The sequence below is a fragment of the Pirellulales bacterium genome (assembly GCA_036499395.1).
In the GTDB taxonomy this organism is placed as follows: Bacteria; Planctomycetota; Planctomycetia; order Pirellulales; family JACPPG01; genus JACPPG01.
Map to the genome: position 1 here is coordinate 100392 of DASYDW010000116.1, position 19230 is coordinate 119621.

15 protein-coding genes are annotated in these 19230 nt (G+C 56.5%); 5 read left to right on the forward strand and 10 right to left on the reverse strand.

What is annotated here, in order from left to right; all coding sequences use genetic code 11:
* Positions 1–97: 97 nt before the first annotated feature.
* From VGN12_20580 to VGN12_20605, 6 genes are all read right to left on the reverse strand, one after another.
* Positions 98–1138: a vWA domain-containing protein gene (locus tag VGN12_20580; protein ID HEY4311856.1), complete on the reverse strand. Its 1041-nt coding sequence runs from the start codon at positions 1136–1138 to the stop codon at positions 98–100.
* Entirely contained in the window at positions 1132–2052 is a 921-nt protein-coding gene (locus VGN12_20585; protein HEY4311857.1) for a vWA domain-containing protein, read from the reverse strand. Before VGN12_20585 ends, VGN12_20580 begins: the two co-directional genes overlap by 7 nt.
* Entirely contained in the window at positions 2049–2924 is an 876-nt protein-coding gene (locus VGN12_20590; protein ID HEY4311858.1) for a hypothetical protein, read from the reverse strand. Before VGN12_20590 ends, VGN12_20585 begins: the two co-directional genes overlap by 4 nt.
* Positions 2921–3781, reverse strand: coding sequence for a DUF58 domain-containing protein (locus VGN12_20595; GenBank protein HEY4311859.1), 861 nt, complete (start codon positions 3779–3781; stop codon positions 2921–2923). Before VGN12_20595 ends, VGN12_20590 begins: the two co-directional genes overlap by 4 nt.
* A gap of 50 nt (positions 3782–3831) precedes the next feature.
* Positions 3832–4857: an AAA family ATPase gene (locus tag VGN12_20600; GenBank protein ID HEY4311860.1), complete on the reverse strand. Its 1026-nt coding sequence runs from the start codon at positions 4855–4857 to the stop codon at positions 3832–3834.
* A 1062-nt stretch (positions 4858–5919) separates the two neighbouring features.
* Positions 5920–6849, reverse strand: coding sequence for a hypothetical protein (locus VGN12_20605; protein HEY4311861.1), 930 nt, complete (start codon positions 6847–6849; stop codon positions 5920–5922).
* 940 nt (positions 6850–7789) lie between these two features.
* On the opposite strand from VGN12_20605, the gene VGN12_20610 reads away from it, so the two are divergent.
* The 3 genes from VGN12_20610 (at position 7790) to VGN12_20620 (ending at position 9835) form a co-directional block, all read left to right on the forward strand.
* Positions 7790–8422, forward strand: coding sequence for an MT-A70 family methyltransferase (locus VGN12_20610; GenBank protein ID HEY4311862.1), 633 nt, complete (start codon positions 7790–7792; stop codon positions 8420–8422).
* Between the two features lie 295 nt (positions 8423–8717).
* A complete protein-coding gene (locus tag VGN12_20615; GenBank protein HEY4311863.1) occupies positions 8718–9185 on the forward strand; it encodes a hypothetical protein in 468 nt (155 codons plus the stop codon).
* Positions 9186–9610: 425 nt separating this feature from the next.
* Positions 9611–9835 (forward strand): hypothetical protein, encoded by a 225-nt coding sequence (locus VGN12_20620; GenBank protein HEY4311864.1) that lies wholly within the window; start codon positions 9611–9613, stop codon positions 9833–9835.
* A 174-nt stretch (positions 9836–10009) separates the two neighbouring features.
* Here the strand turns inward: VGN12_20620 and VGN12_20625 are convergent, their stop codons facing one another.
* The 4 genes from VGN12_20625 to VGN12_20640 form a co-directional block, all read right to left on the reverse strand.
* A complete protein-coding gene (locus VGN12_20625) occupies positions 10010–10990 on the reverse strand; it encodes an SGNH/GDSL hydrolase family protein (GenBank protein ID HEY4311865.1) in 981 nt (326 codons plus the stop codon).
* Positions 10991–11111: 121 nt separating this feature from the next.
* Entirely contained in the window at positions 11112–12647 is a 1536-nt protein-coding gene (locus VGN12_20630) for a hypothetical protein (GenBank protein ID HEY4311866.1), read from the reverse strand.
* 859 nt (positions 12648–13506) lie between these two features.
* On the reverse strand, positions 13507–14073 hold the full coding sequence (locus VGN12_20635; protein ID HEY4311867.1) for a hypothetical protein: 567 nt from the start codon (positions 14071–14073) through the stop codon (positions 13507–13509).
* Entirely contained in the window at positions 14060–14974 is a 915-nt protein-coding gene (locus VGN12_20640; protein HEY4311868.1) for a ParA family protein, read from the reverse strand. Before VGN12_20640 ends, VGN12_20635 begins: the two co-directional genes overlap by 14 nt.
* Before the next feature lie 2032 nt (positions 14975–17006).
* On the opposite strand from VGN12_20640, the gene VGN12_20645 reads away from it, so the two are divergent.
* Both VGN12_20645 and VGN12_20650 read left to right on the forward strand, forming a co-directional pair.
* The gene (locus VGN12_20645) at positions 17007–17363 is read left to right on the forward strand and encodes a hypothetical protein (GenBank protein HEY4311869.1); all 357 of its coding nucleotides are present in this window, start codon (positions 17007–17009) and stop codon (positions 17361–17363) included.
* 645 nt (positions 17364–18008) lie between these two features.
* A complete protein-coding gene (locus VGN12_20650) occupies positions 18009–19217 on the forward strand; it encodes a hypothetical protein (protein ID HEY4311870.1) in 1209 nt (402 codons plus the stop codon).
* Positions 19218–19230 lie beyond the last annotated feature (13 nt).

The following is a 19230-nucleotide window of genomic DNA, read 5'->3' on the forward strand; positions in this document are numbered from 1 at the left end:
CGTTGTGCGAATTGTTCGCGATAGGTTTCTCATTGCTCTTCGTCACCACGCGTGCGGCATTCTCTGTAGCTGGCCTCTGTGAGGCCGATCAATATTCTTATCCGCTGGCATGCACCGGGACGGCCGGTTCCGTGCTTCGGCGATTTCGCCGAGGCAAGCTTTCGTTCGACTTTGCCGCCACGCGCACGCCGGGGCGCCAGGCGCTGCCAAAGCGTTGCAACGCCAGCGGCAACAGCGCGAGCGTGAACGCGCCCAGCCCGCAGGCCAGCAGCGCATATTCTCTTCGTGTCAGCCGGTCCAAGGGACTGGCCTCGCCCCCCTGCACGATCTGCCGAATCACGTCCGAACTGATGTGCTTCTCATTTCCGTCGTGATAGATTCCGCCCAGACGAATCGCCAACTGCCGCAAGGTCGAGACGTCCTGCTTCGAATTTTTCCCGTTAATGAACATTCCCTGCCGTGGATTTCCCACTCCCACGACCAGGGCGTGGCCAATCGAGGCCGGCATCCGCGGCATGCCAGTGCTAGCCACGGTGTCGCCATCGCTGATCAACAGAAGCGTAGCGCTATTCGGTCGCCACGGATGGGCGATGCGTGCCGCCTCCTTCAGTCCGGCGAACAAATCCGTATCGCCTGCCAGAAACGCATACTGCATCGGCAAATCGTCGAAGATATTTCGCACGACTTCGGCGTCGCGCGTTTTTTCGACCACGGGAATCGCACCGTTGTAAACCGCTACGACCGTAATCAGGTACTGCCGAACGGCTACGCGCGAAAACAACGACTCGACAAGGTCGCGGGCACGCAGGCGCCGGCTCTGCTTCCCCTCGGGTCCGGCGTCCACCAGTCGCATGCTGGGCGAAACATCGATGACCACCAGCAAATGGCGCATCTCGCTCTCGGGAATCTCATCGGCCCCCTTGTGGACCTTCGGATCTAACGCTACCAGCGTTGCCAGCCCCCAGGTCGTCGCCCCCAAAGCCGCCACTCGCAGCGCCGGAGCCAGCCGAGCCCAAGGCCGAGGACGCGCCGCCGGACCAAACGCCAACCCCGCCACGTGACGCGAGCGCGCCGCATGCAGCGTTTCGGCCGCCACGGCCAGTAGCATCACGATGCTTGCCAAGGCCAGCTCTACCACGGCGTGTACCTCAGGCCGAACAGCGAACCGGACAACAAACCCACGAGCCCCAATCCGACGATGCCATACGGCAGAAAATGATCGAGCGATTCCGGCGCCAATTGCACCATCTCGGTTTGCTGCATCTGGTCGATCCGCTGAAACACTCTGGTCAACGTCTGCGGATCGTCGACGGCGAAAACCTCGCCGCCGGTCAGTGCCGTCAAAGTCACGATATCTCCCGGCACCGTCGTTTCGGCAATGTGTACCGCGTGTACTACGATCCCACTCTCCTTCAATTGCTGCGCGATTTCGGTCGCCCGGTCCCCGTGTAAATCAGCGCTGTAGCCGTCGGAAACTAGCACGATCATCCGGTCCCCTTCGTCCCGCTCGCGCAGTACGCGCCGGCAAGCCAGGAGGGCCTTGCCAATCTCGGTCCCGCCGAACCAATACGGCACGCGCTCGGGCCGCATGAACGGCGGAGAGCATTTGATCGCCGAGACGTCCGACGTCAGCGGCACCCAGTGCAATACATTGCTGCCGAAGAATGTCAGCCCGAAGGCGTCCCCTTCGCGGTAATCGACAAACTTGTTGATCGCCTCGAGCGCCGCGTCATAGCGGTTCCCCGTGCCGAAGCTGGCGGTCATGCTGCTGGAAATATCAACGCAGAACTCGATGTTCGTCAGTGCTCGGCGATTACGCGGCGCCCCGACTTGCTGTGGACCGGCCAAGATCAGGATCACAATCGCCAGCAGCAAGGCGGGCAGCATCTCGGCCATATTCACAGCAAAGCCCAGCAGCCGCCCGCGGCGCGCCTGCGTAAAGTCCAGCGGCAACACCAGCCGGCTGTCGGCGCGCCGCCAGACGCGCACCGCCAGCCAGACGGGCAACACCAGTAGCAACAGCAACAACGGATGGCCAAACGGAATCGTCATCGGTGCGATGCTCCCGCGACGACTGGTCTCTTCGGAATCGCACCGGCATCGACCGCCACTGGTGCCAGGTCTAGATCCTCGGCCGGCAAATCCTGAAACGGCGCCAGCAGTGCCGCGACGTCAACATTCTGCGCGCCCGTCGGGCTATGCAACCAGGCTTCGACCTGTGTCAACAGTGGGCCAGCCTGCGCATCGCTGCGCAGTCGGCGCGTGGCTTCGGCCGGCGAACAATCTTCGAGCGATCGGCGCCGTCGCCAATAGCTGACCAGTGCCCGTTCGAACTGCGCTAACTCAACGCTCGATAGCTCGCCACGCATCGCCCGCCCAATCAGTGGCCGCAATCGTTCGGCCAACGTGACGCGAGTCTCCTGCGCATCGATCACCTGGTCCGCGCGACGCGGCGGAAAAATGACCCAGATCAAAACCAAAAGCCAGACGACCGTTCCGACGGCTAGCAGAACGCGATAGCCGCCCAGCCAAGGCACCACCGAAAATCCCGGATCATGCGGCGTGATATGTTCTGACGGCAGCAGGCCGCGAATCGTAATCTCTAGCGGCGGCAGATCATCGACCGTCGAGCCATCTTTACGGCGCAGATATTTCCGCAGATCGTACTCGCCCGGCTCGAGCCCCTGATAGTTCAGGTCATATCGCAAGGCCGTGCCATGCGGATAAACGGCTTCGATACGTACCACAACCGGCGAAGCGTCATCCCAGGGAACCGGTTCGAGCTCGGTGCCCGGCAGCACCAGTTGTTCGGCCCGCACCGGCAAGCCCACAGTGCTTTCCGCGAGCTTGGGCGCCACCTCTTCGGCACGTGCCACAGAGCCGCCGAGCGCCAATCCGATGAACAGCGCCGCGAGAACCCTCATCGCACACCTCGCCCGAGCACATCGCGTGCCCGAAAGAAGCTGCGCAATCGGTGTACAAAGGGCTGATCCGCGTCGACGATCAAATGATCGATGCGCGAACGTTTCAACTCACGATCGATACGCTCTTGATCGACCCAGTTCTTGCCGCCGCGAGTGACAAAGGCGTGCCCCGTCTCGGCCTCTCGCGCCAGCAGAACTCCCGCGCCGGCCAATCCGCGCTCGGCCTGATCGCGCATTTGCAACGTGACACAATCATGCCGCTGCGCCAGCAGCCGCAGTGATGCGGTTGCATTTTGGTCGTGCAGGTCGCTCAATACGATGATCAGTGCCCGGTTGGTCAAACGGGTGCCCAGTTCCCCGATTCGCTTGGCTAGCGTCGTCCGTTCGTGATAGCCAAACGTTCGCAGCCGGTGCAGCCATTCCAACGTGCGATCGCGCGCCAGGCTGGGGTCGATTCGCAGATCACGTTCCCCCGTTCCAATAATCCCCACCGGCGTCGCCCGGTCGAGACACGCCAGTGCCAGCCCCCCCGCGATGTGCAGCGCCACGGCGTACTTCGTCATCGCCGCCGCGCCGACGGTCATCGATGCCGACGTATCCAATAGCAGGTAGCACGGCAATTGCTTCGGCGCTTCGTATTCCTTGACGAACACGCGCCCCGTGCGGGCTGTGACTCGCCAATCAATATTCCGCACCGAATCGCCGTGCTGGTACGGGCGAGACTGCATGAACTCGATGCCCGACCCCAGATAGGGCGAGCGATCGACGCCGTAGTTGAAACTATCGGCCAAGCGTCGCACCGCTACGACGAATCGCCGCGAGTCCATCACGTCGTGATTATCGAGTCGTCCTTCCACTGCGCTGCTCCTCGGTCAGGATCCAAGTACACGCACAAGGGCGTCCAGGTTCACGTCGGCATGAAACCGAACTCATCCAAAAGCTGCCGCAGCACGTCCGCCCCGGTAAGTCCATCAGCCAAAGCTTCGTAATTCAGTCGCATGCGGTGCAGCATCACGTCATCAGCCAGCGAGTACAAATCCTCGGGCACGACATAATCGCGCCCCTGGATCAACGCCCGGGCACGCGACGCCTTGATGAGCGAGATGCCCGCGCGCGGGCTGCACCCCAATTCGATGCGTGGATGGTGCCGGGTCCGCTCGACCAATTCCACGACATGCTCGATGAACGTGTCCGAAACATGGACCTGGTGAACCACTTCCATGGCGCGCACCAAATCTTCGGTCGAACCGACGGCCCCTTCGGCCAGCACGTCGAACTCCGTGCGCACAATCGCGCCGCGTTCCTCGCGTCTCACACCGAGCGCCAGATTGCGTTTCAATACGTCGCGCTCCTCGGCCCGCTCGAGATATTTCAAGCGATGGCACAGCATAAAGCGGTCGAGCTGCGCCTCGGGCAGTTCGAACGTGCCGCTCTGCTCGACGGGATTCTGCGTGGCAATCACGAGAAACGGCGCCGGCAAGCGAAAGCTCTCCTTGCCGATCGTGACGCGTCGTTCTTGCATCGCTTCCAGCAAGGCGCTTTGCACCTTGGGGGCTGCGCGATTGATTTCGTCCGCCAGCAGCAGGTTCGTGAAAATCGGTCCCTTCACCGTGCGAAAGTCGTTCGTCCGCTGATCGAGCACTTCGCTTCCGAGAATGTCCGAGGGAAGCAAATCGATTGTGAACTGGATGCGGGCGAACTCGAGATCGATCGTTTTCGATAGCGCCGCTACGAGCAGCGTCTTCGCCAGGCCCGGCACTCCTTGCAGCAACAGATGCCCGCCGGTGAAAAGCGCTACGAGCAAACGTTCAACTACGACGTCCTGACCGACGACAACCGTGGCGATGCGCTCGCGCACGCGGCGAATGAACTCGACCGTGCTCTCGGTCGCCTCTTTGTCGAGCCGCGTCGATGGATGCAAGCCTGTTCCCATGCAATGCTCTCCGAATCACGGTGATTTAAGACCGACGGTGTCGGTCAGGCGCCTGGCGAATCGCTGCCTCGACCGGCGCGCGCAACCGCGCGCCTGACGACGCCAGCAGGGCCGCGATCTTCGCTGCCTTTAGAAGGGGCCTTCTCCTCTCGATTGTTCCGTAAGCGAATCCCTGACGATTGCTTCCGCCTACAGAACGCCGCGCAGGCGGCGGGTCAAGGATCACCTTCCGCAGATCGTACCAATCGCCAGGGGGGAATCACAAACAAATTCGCCGGCGCTTGTGAAAGTTCTGGCGTGCTGCGGAAGGGCTAAGCAGACCCGACGGGGCAAGTCCGTGAATGCGGCTAAGAATTCACCAGCCCCCGCATTCCATCGCCAGGGCGGAGGTTAGATAGCATCCGGCAATAGTAACCGGGGCGCAAATTGAATAATGCGAATGGTCTTCGGCACGAAGCGACAGCTTACGGCCGGCCGTTCAGGCGCCAAGAAGATTTCTTGGCGGGCCGAGGCTCGGCCTTGCCGACCGCGGGTGCGTTCCTCTTCTGCGAGCATTGCGGATGAACGCCGGATGCCGAGTAGGACGGCTTGCCGCAGACCGGGCAAGCCGGACGGCGAGGCGTCTCGGGAGGCTTGGGGACCTCGTGTTCCTTTAACGGTGCGGCCATACCTCTAGTGTCGCAGGCGCTGCGCGGGCTAAGCAATGCAATTCCGGCCAAACGGTGGGGAAATGGCAAAATACCCCGCCCGAACGTGGAATATTCCGCCAAAAGGATGCTCGACGTCCCTTTCAATGGGCCGCGATCACCGATTACGCGCAGACCGTTGGGATCAAGAATGCGTGACCTATGTCACGCCGCACGCACAGAACCTCGCCATACCACGAGCGCCAGTCGTCGGAAGAAGGCAACCTTTTTCGGCACCCGAACGCGAACGGTGATATTCAAGTCAGTGGCCACACATCTTTAGTCAACGTCGAAAGATCTAAAAAAAAGCACAGGCCGGGTGGGGACTCGTCCCCGCCCGGCCTGTTATCGATCGCGTGGATTAATAGTCTTTCGCTTAGCAGCCGCGGCACCGTCGGCCCCGCAGTAAACCGGATCCGCCACATTCGGCGGTGCCACAGCCCGAATCGCTCCCAGCGGGAACCATGATCGTCTTGGGCACCATTTTACAGACCTGAACCTGTACTTCCTTTTCGACCTGGTGAGGAACCCGAACTGTGCATGTTAGGGTCTTCTCCGTGGGAACGCATTCGTAGCGCGTCACGTCGCGGGTCATCGTCCGCTGCTCGGCAACGCACTTGGTATACGTAACTTCGCGAGTCTGCGGTTCCATGACGAAGGTGCGCTTTTGCACCGTACGTGTGCGAGTCTCGGGCTTCATGACCGTGACGTTGCACGTGTAATGCTTGTCTTCCCAGATGGTTTCACAGACCGTGTAAGTTACTTCCTTTTGGACGGGATTCGAGACCCACACACGGTTGGCCGCAGCCGTTCCACAGCCATTACCCGTATCGCACGCCGAGCCACATGAGCGGCGGCAGAGTAAACGGCGGCGACCGCAACCACTGTCGCAGCACGACGATTGTGCATCGCAACCATTTGCGGTTCCGCAATCACCGCAGCCCGCAGCATTGCTCGCGGGAGCAGCTTGTTCCCAATGCCCTTCATCGACGGTGACTGTACGTGTCTTGGTCACAGGGACTACCTTACAAACTTTCCTCGTCCCCTCGCGCGTTTCCGTGTGAGGAACGCAAACCGTGTATTCCTGAGTCTCATCCGTGACAACGGGCTTACAGACGTTGTACGTGACCGTCTTCGTCTCCGTTTTTGGCACCATTGCTGTGTAGTTGTGCGTCACCGTCTCGGTCTTCGGCACGCGTTGCATGACGGTGATCGTGCGCTCACGAGTCTCATTGGTGTATTCGGTAACATTGACCTTGCGGGTCTCGGTTTCCATCTTGGGAACCATTACCGTCTTTTCCACCATGGTCGGCGCGGCACTTTCGCACGGAGTACTAGTGGTACTTCCGCAAGAATTGCAGGGCGATTGCGGGCTACAAGCGGCGCTGCATACGGCGCCGCATCCCCGACAACCGTGACGCCCAGCCGCGAGTGAATCGCTCGCATTAACCAGCGCGAGCCCCAAAGCGAAAACAACCATCCCCGTTTTCATACTGTGCATCACGTGCCCTCCAGTGGAAGCTAAAAATGACTTTGACAATTACGTGGTCTGCGTAAAATACGAAAACGGGATAGTACCACTGCTGGCTACAAAGTCAAGCTGTCAGATGGCTGTTGCGACTTGTCTCTCACCGTGAGTTTCTCGCACGCGGCCCAACGGCCGGTTCCGATTGGGCGCGATGGTGAGCAAGCGACAATGCACCCCTTTTGAGAAGTCGTCGCTCGGGGAACACCTGGCGCTTAACCGGGACAGGCAGACGGATTGCCCCCGAAGCCCCGGCCGACTTGCCGCTTTTTTGCAGTTGCGGACGAGGAACTCTGCAAAGAGCGAGGGGATTCGGACTTCCGGCGCTATAAAGACAAAGGCAAGGGCGGCCGTAGAATCCAAAGTCGTGCCGAGTTGTGTGCGATTTTGCGCCGCGATGCGCCAGATTGCACCGCGCTGCACACGAAGAAAAGAGCAGTACGCCCGACAGGATTCGAACCTGTAACCCTCGGTTCCGAAGCCTGTCCACTTATCGCTGTAACCAGTGTATCGGCGAACGACTTAGGTGAACAGCCGCTCGCGAGAACAGCAATTGGGGAGTGCGCGAGCGACGGAAGATGTCGCGGGGCGTCACTGCATGGCGGAATTTCCCCAAGCGTCGAATTGATCGCATCCGCTTGGCCTCACCTCAAACCGCACGTTCGCGAAGCCGTTCTAACGCTAGTTTCCGCTGGCCTCACCGATGCTGAGGTCTCAAGCGATGACTAGCAAAGAAGTCCAATCTGATCTCTTCGCGGCGGTAGCAGAGCGTCCTCGAAAGGACGTTCCGCCTGATCAGAGTCCTTGTGCGGTCGTTCATGACCTGCACCAGCTAGTCGCCAGCCACAAAAGGTTCTCGACCATCTACGCAGATCCTCCGTGGCCGTATCGAAACGAATCATCGCGCGGAGCGGCTGTGAACCACTACCCGGTGATGTCGCTTGAGCAGATTCTCGCCGAACCGGTGCAGAAGCTCGCAACGAGCAACGCCCACCTGCACCTCTGGACTACCAACGGATTTCTGAAAGAGGCTTTCGGGGTGATTGATGCGTGGGGATTCAAATACAAGTCATGCCTCATTTGGATCAAAGACGAACTGGGGATGGGCAACTATTGGCGAGTCTCACACGAGTACTTGCTTCTCGGAGTCAGAGGAAGCCTTCGCTTCAGCGACCGAGCACAGCGGAGCTGGATCAGCGCCCCGCGCTCCGTGCATAGCCGCAAACCGGATCGCATTCGATTGCTAATCGAGAACGTGAGCCCCGGCCCGTATCTCGAACTTTACGGACGTGAGGATCTGCCAGGCTTGCCGTGGACCGTCTACGGGAACCGCGTTGAGAGACGGCTCTTCTAGCAGGACTAAAGAAATGGCCGACTGGTTTTACTTCGTCTGTTGCTGCGGTGCGAAGTGGTTCCTGCAAACCAAGCGGAGCCGGTGTCCTCGCTGCAATGCACGGGCCTCCTCAAACAGCAAATACACTCCACCCCGGAACTGCGATTCCGCGCCGAAGACGTCATTGTTACCGATCAGAAATGCGCAGCAGCAAAAGCCCCTCTTCGATTCCTGAATACCAAGTGTCCATTCACTGATTTCCCCTCTTCCGTCCGAGAGAAAAATAAAAGGACAAACGCGAAGAGCGGCCAGCCGGATGGCCCTCGCTGGTGTCACTGCTCATCCGTTCGCAATGATTGCGAGCCAGAGCGTTCGAATAAGAAAGGTCTGCTTTATGGATTCAGGAGCCAGCACATTCAGGCTCCGCAGCGAGGCAGTGCCTCGCAACTTGGTTCTTCCACCGTTTCGTTTCTTCTCGACGGACAGCCGTCGCGAAGGGGCAGATGCAAAAGCAACTGCCCTGTTTTGCAAACAACGAGACATGGAGAGACATATGTTCTGGAGAAAAAACCTTGCAATTGAAGCGCCGCCTGCCGAGTTCTGGGAGGCTGCCAAGTGGATCAACGATTGCTTCTACACTCAGATGAAGCTGTCGTATCGCGAGACAGAACAAGAGACACGACATTTGCACGTGTTCAACGCCTTTTTGATCTACGATCGCTACATACTGTTGGCGATTCGAGCCGGTCTTATTCAGCCGGATGATCAAGAGGATGTTAGCTAGCTACATTTCGTGTGCGGAGAGGACTGACACTCTCCGCACTTTTTTTTCCAAGCAATTATCGAGAACCACCGTGGAGCGGCAACCGTCGCGTCACTTCATCGCTTTCTTTTCTCTTCGTCTGGGAAACAAAACTAAAGACGAACGCGAAGAGCGGCCAGCCGGATTGCTCCCCGCTCACACACTTCCGCCTTCAGCCACCTTGGATGGTGGCCCGGCACTTCAACATGAAAGGGTTTGATTATGGATGAAGCGAATGACGCCAGACGGGCGATGTTCGCAAGAGGCTTCGCCTCAGAAAAAAACCTCTCCTGCCTTGTTTCTCCCCGACGGAAGACCATCGCGTCACGATGGAAGTCCGTCGCGGGGGGACATCTGCAAGTTGCCCCTCGTTATTTTTTAACGAATCGACAAACCAGGAGAGGGCAATGGAAACTGCAATTCAGACTAATGCGTATATCCTTCCGGATCATTTTTGGGAAGCCTTACTTGAGATACACGGCCAGCTTTTTTTCCCGCTGTGCTGCGAGTATCTGGGCTTGCCACCAGAAAAACAGGACAGCCACGTCTTTAGGGCATTCCAGGTTTTGGATTGCTATTTAGATGCGACAGTCATTGGACACGCTGGCGTTGTTCCAGTTCGGACGCAATAGTCGCCTGGGGGCGTGACACGACATCATGTCGTTTCCCGCTCCCTTTTTATTTTGCATCCGCGTGCGATTAGAGCCCTTCACGCCTTGTTTTTCCTTCACCTCGCTACATCGCTTTCGTCTCTTCAGCGTATTCGTAGTGAGAAACAAGTTGCTGACCGGCTAACGACTCGTTCTTCACTGAGAGATTGAAGAGATCACTCCGTCCGCGATTTTGCTTCCAAGAATTCGATTGCCAGCATCAGTCAGGTGGCAAATGTCGACAAAATAACGACCGTCGTGAGGAATCGCAGAGCTGACATCGACGAGTGGCAAAGCGCGCGCAGTCGCAACTGCTGCGAGAGTCGCGTTGTGTGCTGTTACTCCAAGCAGCGTTGAGTCGACTTTCCCCCAAAAGTGTTCCATGATCGGTTCTTCGTCGTGAACGTGTGTCGAGAGGTTGGCGTCTTCGGTTGGCAGAGCTACAGCGAATGTTGAAAGCACAACCTTGATCTGCTTCGTCGCGGCTGTCGCAATCATCTGTTCAAGGTTCGTCCTAACGATGCCAGGACTTCGCAAGTCATTGACCCCAAACCCTGGCCTAGACCAAAGATGCTTCTCAAGCAAATAGTGCTTGAAAAGTGCCCACGTCAAGAGTTGTCGTCCGCTTTTCCAGTCAAAGAATCCGATCGAAGGGCTATCCGTGAGCCACGGAAACGAGTTGTAGATGTTATCATTAATTCCCATGTACAGACCGATCGCATCAGGATGGTACTGAAGCAGATGCTTTTCGAAGTTGATTCGATTTACAAACGATGTGTATCGCGGACGACCGCATGAAAACACGACCACTGGTCGCTCTGGCAATACTTGCTTTAATCGCTCACGCACGCTGTTCACGTATTGAACCGAGAACGATGTTGATTCGCCAAGAAGTAGCACGCGCAGTTCGTCTGTGCGTTTCGGCTGCTTTACGTCGTCCCCTATGCAACCGATATCGTTCATAACGATATCGCCGACCTGCGCGTGTGGAGCATAGGAATAGACGATGTCATCCGCAAAGATCATGCCCGTTGGAGTTTGGCGGTAGACGAGTATCCTGGCAAGAATCTCCGCCGCAATAAAGCAGGACATAATGCTCGCGGCACATAGCATTAAATTCCGAGACAGCACGCTCATCACCACATTCTTTTGTCGTGGATCGAAATCCACAAGCAATCAGCGCGCATGGCTCGTCCAGTTACGATTTCAACTGGATGGCATAATGCGCGCTGACGTCAGTTCTCAGTCTAAAAGCACACTACCTATTCGTTGGGACCACATCTCCTGCGAGTCCGCCCCACTGAATTGTCTTGGTGTAGCCAAAACGATTGTTGATATACCAGTTGCCATCGGTCGGTCGCCAAACAACGTAGTCGAGTTGCCCGTCGCCGTCGAAATCACCCGATACAGGCACGTCGCCCGTCAGCCCCCATTGGAGCGACTGACTTGTGGCTTGCTTCAGCGAGTAGCTATACCAGTAGCCGCTGCCTGGTCTCCACACTGTTAGGCTCGAACGGCCATCCGCAAAATAATCTCCTGACATCGGAATATCACCCGACAAACCGAACGAGGCATTTACGGTCGCGCCGTTAGAAGAGTTTTTTATGGACCAGCTACCTGAATTGAAGACGGCGAGATCGATCAGGCCGTCGCCGTCGTAGTCCGCAGGGACTGGAATATCTCCTGCTCCGCCAAACGTTGGATTGGCCACCGCTCCTGTGTCGTAAACAATCCACCATGCTCCGGCGCGAAAAACAGCTATGTCGTCCTTTCCGTCATTGTTGTAATCAGCGATCGCAATCTTGTCGGTCGTGAGTCCCCAGGTTGGCTGATATCGCGAGCCACCGTGCGAATAGTTGATGTGCCAATCGAGATAGCCGCCCGCAACCGGCACGACGTAACCATAATCTGTTTTGGAGTCTCCATCAAAGTCTCCTTTAATTGGAATCGCGCTAGCCGCTCCGGTTCCTACGGGACCCACTCCGCCTAGGGTGCTTTCGCGGACATAAAATGCATTAGAGCTGGGTCGATAAATTACGGGATCGTCGATGCCATCCAAATCGTAGTCGAAGTAGGTCACACCTCTCGGACAAGTTCCGGACACGAGTAGATCCTCTCCAGAATGCGCAAGCTCCCACAGTTCCACATTGGACTGGTTCGGAGTGCGAACGAGATCCAGAGGAACGTTGCACTCGTTCGCGAATTGATTGGAAAGACGATTTGGAATCGTCACGCCCCACGGACTCGCGAGTAATGCAGGGCCTTGACTCCAAGTTCCCGCAACCGCAGCAACACCGAGATACTGTGAGAATGTTTTGTTGAAGAAGAAGACATCCGTCCGGGAAAAGCCAGTGTCGCCATCATTGCTCAGAGACCACATTCCAAGTGAGCCGACGTATTTGAGGTCGGCATTTACCATGTCGCCGCCAATAAGACGAAGGACAGAATAAGTCGTATGGAGGATACTGCTATAAGGATAAAAGCCGACAACGCCGCCGTCGTTACGTACCTCCTGTGTCACGCTGCTGTTTGCAGGAAACAATGGGTCCGTCGATCGCATTACGTAGATGTGATAGAGCCCGTCGGCACCGGACTTATCGTAGTAGGACATATAGTACCAGCCGTCAAGGAAGCTGACGCTCGCATACCCCGCTCCGTATCCACTTCCTGATGCGTGAGGGGATACTATCGGATTGCCGCCGTTTAGGCGACTGAAGGTAATTCCATCACTACTACTCGCCACACCGATTTGGTTTTCAGTGCTGGTGAATGTCGGAATGCCCTCGTAGTACATATAGTACGTCCCGTTGACTCGCACTACTGACGGATCACACAGTTCGCCGGAGTCAAAGTGACTGCCTGTCGCAGGTGTTAAGACTGTGGCAAAATTAGTCCATCCTGAGTCGAGAGAGGCGGAGTCAGCGGTTACTAGATTGTCGACATACGGCGGATTGTTTACGGTCGAAGCCTTCTGTCCGCACCACCACATTCGGAAACGGCCATTGGTGTCCCGCATAAGTGTAGGCGAATAATCATATCCAGAGTGCGGGTAGATTGAGGAATTGCCACCGCGATAATTTATAAACGTGTCGAAACCTGGAGAGGCAAAGGCGTTTGGTGTCGAAGACCAAAAGAGAAGTGTCAAGTACAACGTCACAACTAGAAACGACAGAACGGGGCGCTGACCGGTCCATGCTAAGCGTGTGCGAGTCATGATGAGTCCTCCGTGTGTTGGTTAGTAGCATCCTCCAAAAAGAAGTGGCTTCAGTGATCGCGTGCCACCGGGCACCTACCATAGCACTCCGCGATTGCCTGCTGGAAAGAAATCTTCAGCGCATCTGGAAAAGCACGCGATGTCGAGGTTCCCCACCGGTCACGTGCTGGTATATCCTGAAAATCGACCAAAGCGTGCGCCTCGTAAAGTGCGCCGACTCTAGGCCATGATTCGTGATTCAGAATCAGTAGCGATCACCGCATCACCGATGCTGGCAAGCGTCAAGCGTGACTGACCTTCGAGGTCGAAATGATTCATGATCCGGTCATTATAGTCGGTGGCCCCATCATCGAAAGAGTCCCGATTGGACGGGCCGGGGATCGAGTGATGGCTTGCGTGAGCGGGGCGCGACCATCAAGAACATGGCCCTGTGCACTGCTTACCTCTCTGTCACGACTGGTCGCTTGCGATACCACTCCGCGATCGCGTGCTGGAAAGCGTTCTTGAGTGCTACCGGAAATGCCCGCGCGGTCGGAGTTCCCCAGCGGCCTCGCGAAGGAATGTCCTGCAGATCGATCAGATCTCGCGCTTCGTAGAGCGCCGACACCAATCCGTGAAAAAGCTCGGACGCTTTTGCGTCACGCTGACCACTGTAGCGTTGAACGTGTGCGATTAGTTCATCTACCATCCGAAGCGTATCCGGATTCATGTTGAGCTGCTTTCTTTGACTCGGACGAGGCAAGCGACCTTGGGCCAACGGTGCTTGCGGTTCAGAATAGACCGGGCTCTGTTCATACGATGGCGCGAAGGGCGGTGAGTCTACGGGGCGCGGCATCTGAAGAATGTTCTCGGCTCTCGGCTGAACTGGTTCCGGCTGTTTTTGAATCGGCGGTGCGAGTTCACGATCACTGTCAAGGTAGTCGCCAAGATCGACAGGTCCGTCGATCACCGACGCCGGAATGTCCATCTTCCAATTTGCCGGAAGTCCCCTACTACCTTTGGCCACGGTTCGCCTCCTTTAGCTTCGCGTGATTTGTGCGAATGTTCTCGGCGGCAGTAAGTCGCCGGAGCACTTCGCGAGCGAGCGCCAAGAACTGCGTGGCTGCTTGCTGCTGATCCGCGTGCTCGAAAATGGTCAACCCATTTACGGTCGCCTCACGATGACGCACACTCCGAGCGATTGGCGTTTCAAACACCCCCTTGCCGAAATCCTTGATGAGCAAGTTGCGAATATCGGAATCGAGTTTCGCGCGTGCGTCGCTGTTACCGAGCAAGACACCGAGCAGATAGAGTTCCGGGTTGTAGCGTTCCTGAACTTTCTGCACATTTCTGAGCAGTGCTTCCAAGCCGCGAAGATCGAATCCGGAAGGAAATACCGGAATGATGTACCAGTCGGCAGCGATCAGGGCTGTGGTCATTAGAAAGCCAAGCTCCGGTGGAGTATCAATCAGGATGATATCTCTCGCGCCGCGTATTGAGTCGATCGACAGTGCAAGCCGCTTGCGGTGCTCACTCTTCATGTCGTCGCCTTCCAGATCCGAGTGCTCTCCATTTGCAAGTGCAGTCTGCATCTGCGATTCGAGTCGGCGCTCGATGGTGTTGATTCCCCGATTTCCCGGAATGACTTTGAGCAATCCGTTAAAGCGATCGCCGAAATCAAGTTCGATGTCTCGCGCGGGTCGCTTCGTCATGTAGGCGTCGGCCACTGAGAAGCGGCCATCACGGATCAGTTGATCGCGGTCTATGCCGAATGAATCAGTCGCGTTGCACTGGGGGTCGTTGTCGATCAGCGTGACTGAATAGCCTTCGTGGGCAAACGCAGCGGCGAGGCTGATAGCGGTTGTGGTCTTGCCGCAGCCGCCTTTTTGATTTGCCAATGCGATTACTTGCGTTTCAATGAATTTCATCTAGCTTCTTTGGGTCTCCTCAATCTTGGGTGCAGTAGTTAAGTCAGAAGAGGCATACCACTATGCCCCCACACTCAGCACCAGTTTTTTGTGAGCAGCGGAATCGATTGCCTGATCGTTTCGCGAGCGCTCTCGAAAAGCGATAGCAAAAACAGTAACTGGCCTCGGCTCGGCTTGATACACACGAGGATTCTTGGGTATGCAAATCGAGAATTGCGTACTTGCTGACCAAAAACTGGCGACCGACCCCGCACCCAGACATGACACCCGAAAAAAAGTTGGTTCGCATTTCGGTGCTCGGTCGGAACGCAATGCAGTGTGCCGGTATCAAGGCATGCCCCCACTCAGCTCGGTGTGGAGTAGCGAGGTATGCCGTCACACTGCGTGGGGAGTGACTCCATGCCTCCATACTCCCAGGCGCCAAGCATCGAGATTGCACCCCAGCGCCCGCAAATGAGCCGTGAGGCGAGAGACTGCCGTGCGTAAAACGAGCAGATTCGTCTTCAGTGCGACAAACGATCCAATCCTCGGACTCGGCATTGATTTCGTTTCTCTTCGTGGCACCCAGAGGCGATACGAAAAGCCTATTTAGCAGAGCGGGATTTTGTAGCATCGTCGCAATCTTCGAGTGTGCCGGTATAGAGGCGTGCCCCCATGCTGCGAGAGTGCCAGCATGCCACTAGACCTCCACTCAGCAAGACGCGTATTTCGCTTGGAGCCAGGAGACCGGAACTACCGCCGGACGACGCCGTGTTCACGCGGCACTTTTGTACCTTGCGAAAGTAAAGCCGCGGCTCAAATAGTATTCGCGTGAAGTAGTGTCGCGTCCGCCAGTCGGTCGCGGCACGTTCACAAACGAAGAGAACAATAGGAATAAAAACACGGGCGCCGTTGCGCCGGATGAAGACCATAGGCCAGAAATAAAAAAAGCGACCGGCAAGTCGCTTTTTTCGGATCACAGAATTCCAGGAACCGTAGTAGATCGAGGAATCGCAGAAGTTCTGCGCTAATCACGCCACGATCTTGCCACCGACATTCCTCGAACGTCAAGTAACAATCTGTGACTCCACGACGTTATCTGTGTGCCTTCATACATGTGTGCCTCTATACCGGCACACTTGGGTCTCGTTCTGCGTTCGCGTCTTAATCTGAAGCGAGAGTAAAAATGAGCACTGCATTGTCAGCCGCCCCGATTTTGCGGCCATCGGGAGGTTATGTCCTGATTTCAGTTGCCGAAGTATGTCGAGCGTGGACCGCGTATCGCGAGGGGACGATAAAGCTTGTCGATCTCCGCGCGTGGTTCGCGTGCCATGAAATGACCGCCAGAAGATGCACCCTGAAAAAAGGGAGAGAGCCGCAATACTCACTCGAAGAATTGCATTCGCTCGTGGGCGGTGCTGGCGGTGGGCACATTAGTCGTGCCGTTCGGCGACTTCAGGCAGCGGGGCTCATCGCGTGGTCGTCGAACCGATTAGAGTTCGTCCAGTCAAATGTGGTTACTGAATCAGCCCAGTCAATGGTGGACTCGATTACGAACAATCGGCGGCGAGTGCCTGTGCCGCGCCGCACGTTGCGATTTCTTTCGGCAGAGTCGACTAAATCGACAATTGCCACAGTGCTAGGCCATCTGCTCCGCTGCGTCTATTTTCGATCCGGTGGTTGCACTGCCATCGGTACTTGCAAAGCATCGTGGATTGCTCGCGTCTTTGGCGTGCATGAGCGCAATGTCAAAGCCGCACGGACTAAGCTTCAGGCGATCGGGTGGTTGATTTCATCGAGTGTGCCTCAGTGGAGGCTAAATCGATTCGGTGCTGCAATTCAGATAAATCTCGATTGGGCGGTTCAGTCCATTCGATCCGAATCGCCACGGCAACTTCGCCGAAGTTGCACCAAAACACCACTCCCTGAATCAGACCGAGAACTCCTTGCGGAGTACACAAACCAGAAACTCGTGCGAAGCGGGGACTCTGGTTTTGTCGGAACAAGAGTCTTGGAGAGTCGGGCCGCAAAGCCACCGAACCTGAACTGCATCATGCCCGAAGATCTTTCCGTCAACTCTCGAACACTGAGCCTTTACGAACAAGCAGTGAGCGCATCGAAAGCAAGTCCCGGCGAAGCGGGGCGTTTGCAATTCATCGCGGCCGCGGAGCACGCACTCCGAACGGGCAAGACAAATCCGTGCGGAATGCTCGCGGCGATTATTCGCCGAGGGCTTTGGAGTTTCGTGAGTCAGGATGATGAGGATCGAGCTGCGTTGCGGATGAAGCGGTTACAAGACTTGTCGCTTCGAGCAACTTCGACCCCAAGCATCGCGTCTCGAAACACATCAATGGCCAAGCCGCAATCCGTCGGTCAGCTCTTAAGATCACTGCCATTGATGAAGAAGTGATCGGTAGTATGAATTGGCGAATCGGGCGGTCATCGGTGCATCGGATTTCACCACGAGCTAGATTTGCAACAGCGGCGAGCCGTCGGATCGCTTGCTGCGGCTGTCAACTGACGCTGAACGCGCGTTCCGTGAAGACGAGCACATTCATAGCTCGTCGAAGGGCGCAGCTGATGCTTCTTGCCAGAAAGTCACTCCCGGTAAATCTGGTCTAACCAACCAGGCTAAGGGGACGGTCTAACCATCCGTCACGTGACTGCCCGTAGAGCTGGGTTGCATCGAGAGGTGCTCGCCCAGTTCGACGGAGGCTTGTCGGAGTAATCCGCAAGCAGAAACGCATGCTGCATTTGTATTGCAGAAGCGTGTTCTCGCTTCGAGTAATCCCGACATTCTATCCGATCGAGTGATGATGAATGAGGGCGATGCGGAAATACCTCGGCATGTGCTGAGGCCGTCATTGTCCAAAGCGGGTGCGAGATAAATCTCAAATCCCGCACAGGGGGTTCGGGCCTTTGTGGTCCGTTCAACCTGTCTGGCGTGGGGAGCTTTCAGCCCGGCGACGGGCGAAACCGGATCGACCGATCCGGCGATCGAGCGCAAATCGCTCGACGGTGAATAGCTCAGCCAACGCAGACTACGACGAGCACGATGTTGGCGCCGACGCATTCTCTGTCCGCATTTGCCTCAACAGCAGAGCAGCAAGTTGCGCAGACTGCGTATGAGGTGATGCGTCGGTTAGAAAGCCAACCACAGTCGGTCCCCAGTGTCAGCTATTTGCAGAATGCAGATATCCAAGCACGAGTTGCTGAGGAAGTGGCCAGCCAATTGCGGCCCGGCCAACTACAACTTCCGGGCGTTGAGGAGCAAATCGATATTGCTGCTATCGTGGCCAAGACGGCACAGATGGTCGTGCAGCAGACGATTGATATTCCTCGCATACTCGTGGTTCCGACTGGAGTAGTGAAATCCGGTTTTCGACCATTCGCTCTGAAACTAGACTCTCTCAAATACCAAGCTCCTTCTGACGAGCTATGGATTCAGCATTTGCGAACTCAGGAGAGGGAAGTGCTGACGCTGGGAAAGGGAGGCATCGAAGAGTCACGGATGGAGGACTACGTTGTCAGCGGCTTGGTGGACTATGACGACGTGTCGTACGACGACCACGCTGACTTGCTCTATGATCTTGCGAGCCAAGTCGTGAGCCATTTTCAGACCTACCTATCGGAAGACGATACTCGCAAAGTGCTCCGCTGCTTCCAACGTCCAATCGCTCAGTTTATCCATGCCCAGATGCAAGATCACTATTGGGAGGAAGCGACTGGATACGAGGTCAAGGTGAGCAAGGGATTTACGGAACTGAAACCGAGCGCTTTCACTGCCTCGGCAACTGAAGCGCTGCGAGACTTCCGACAACCGCCAAAAGATAAGAGCAACATGGCGAAGTATATCTTCGGCGGCTTCGAGAAGTGCTTGTATCCAGTTGTGAAGTTTCACTCTGACACAGAACGAAAGCTGTCGGTCATTGTGGACCGCGAATCGTCGAAATGGTTCAAGCCAGCAAAGGGGCAATTCCAGATCTACTATCTCGCGAATGGGGAGCATCTTGAATACCAGCCCGACTTCGTCGCCGAAACTGATAGCACCATCCTCATGATTGAGCCAAAGGCACGCAATGAGATGGATGCTGCCGATGTCATCGCAAAGTCAGACGCTGCACTGCGATGGTGTAAGCAGGCCACTGACCACGCACTGACCTGTGGCGGCAAACCTTGGGCGTATCTGCTTGTTCCGCACGACGAAATCGCCGACAACATGACCCTAAGCGGATTGCAAAAGCAGTGGGGGAGGAACCTTTAAGTCGTTCGCGATC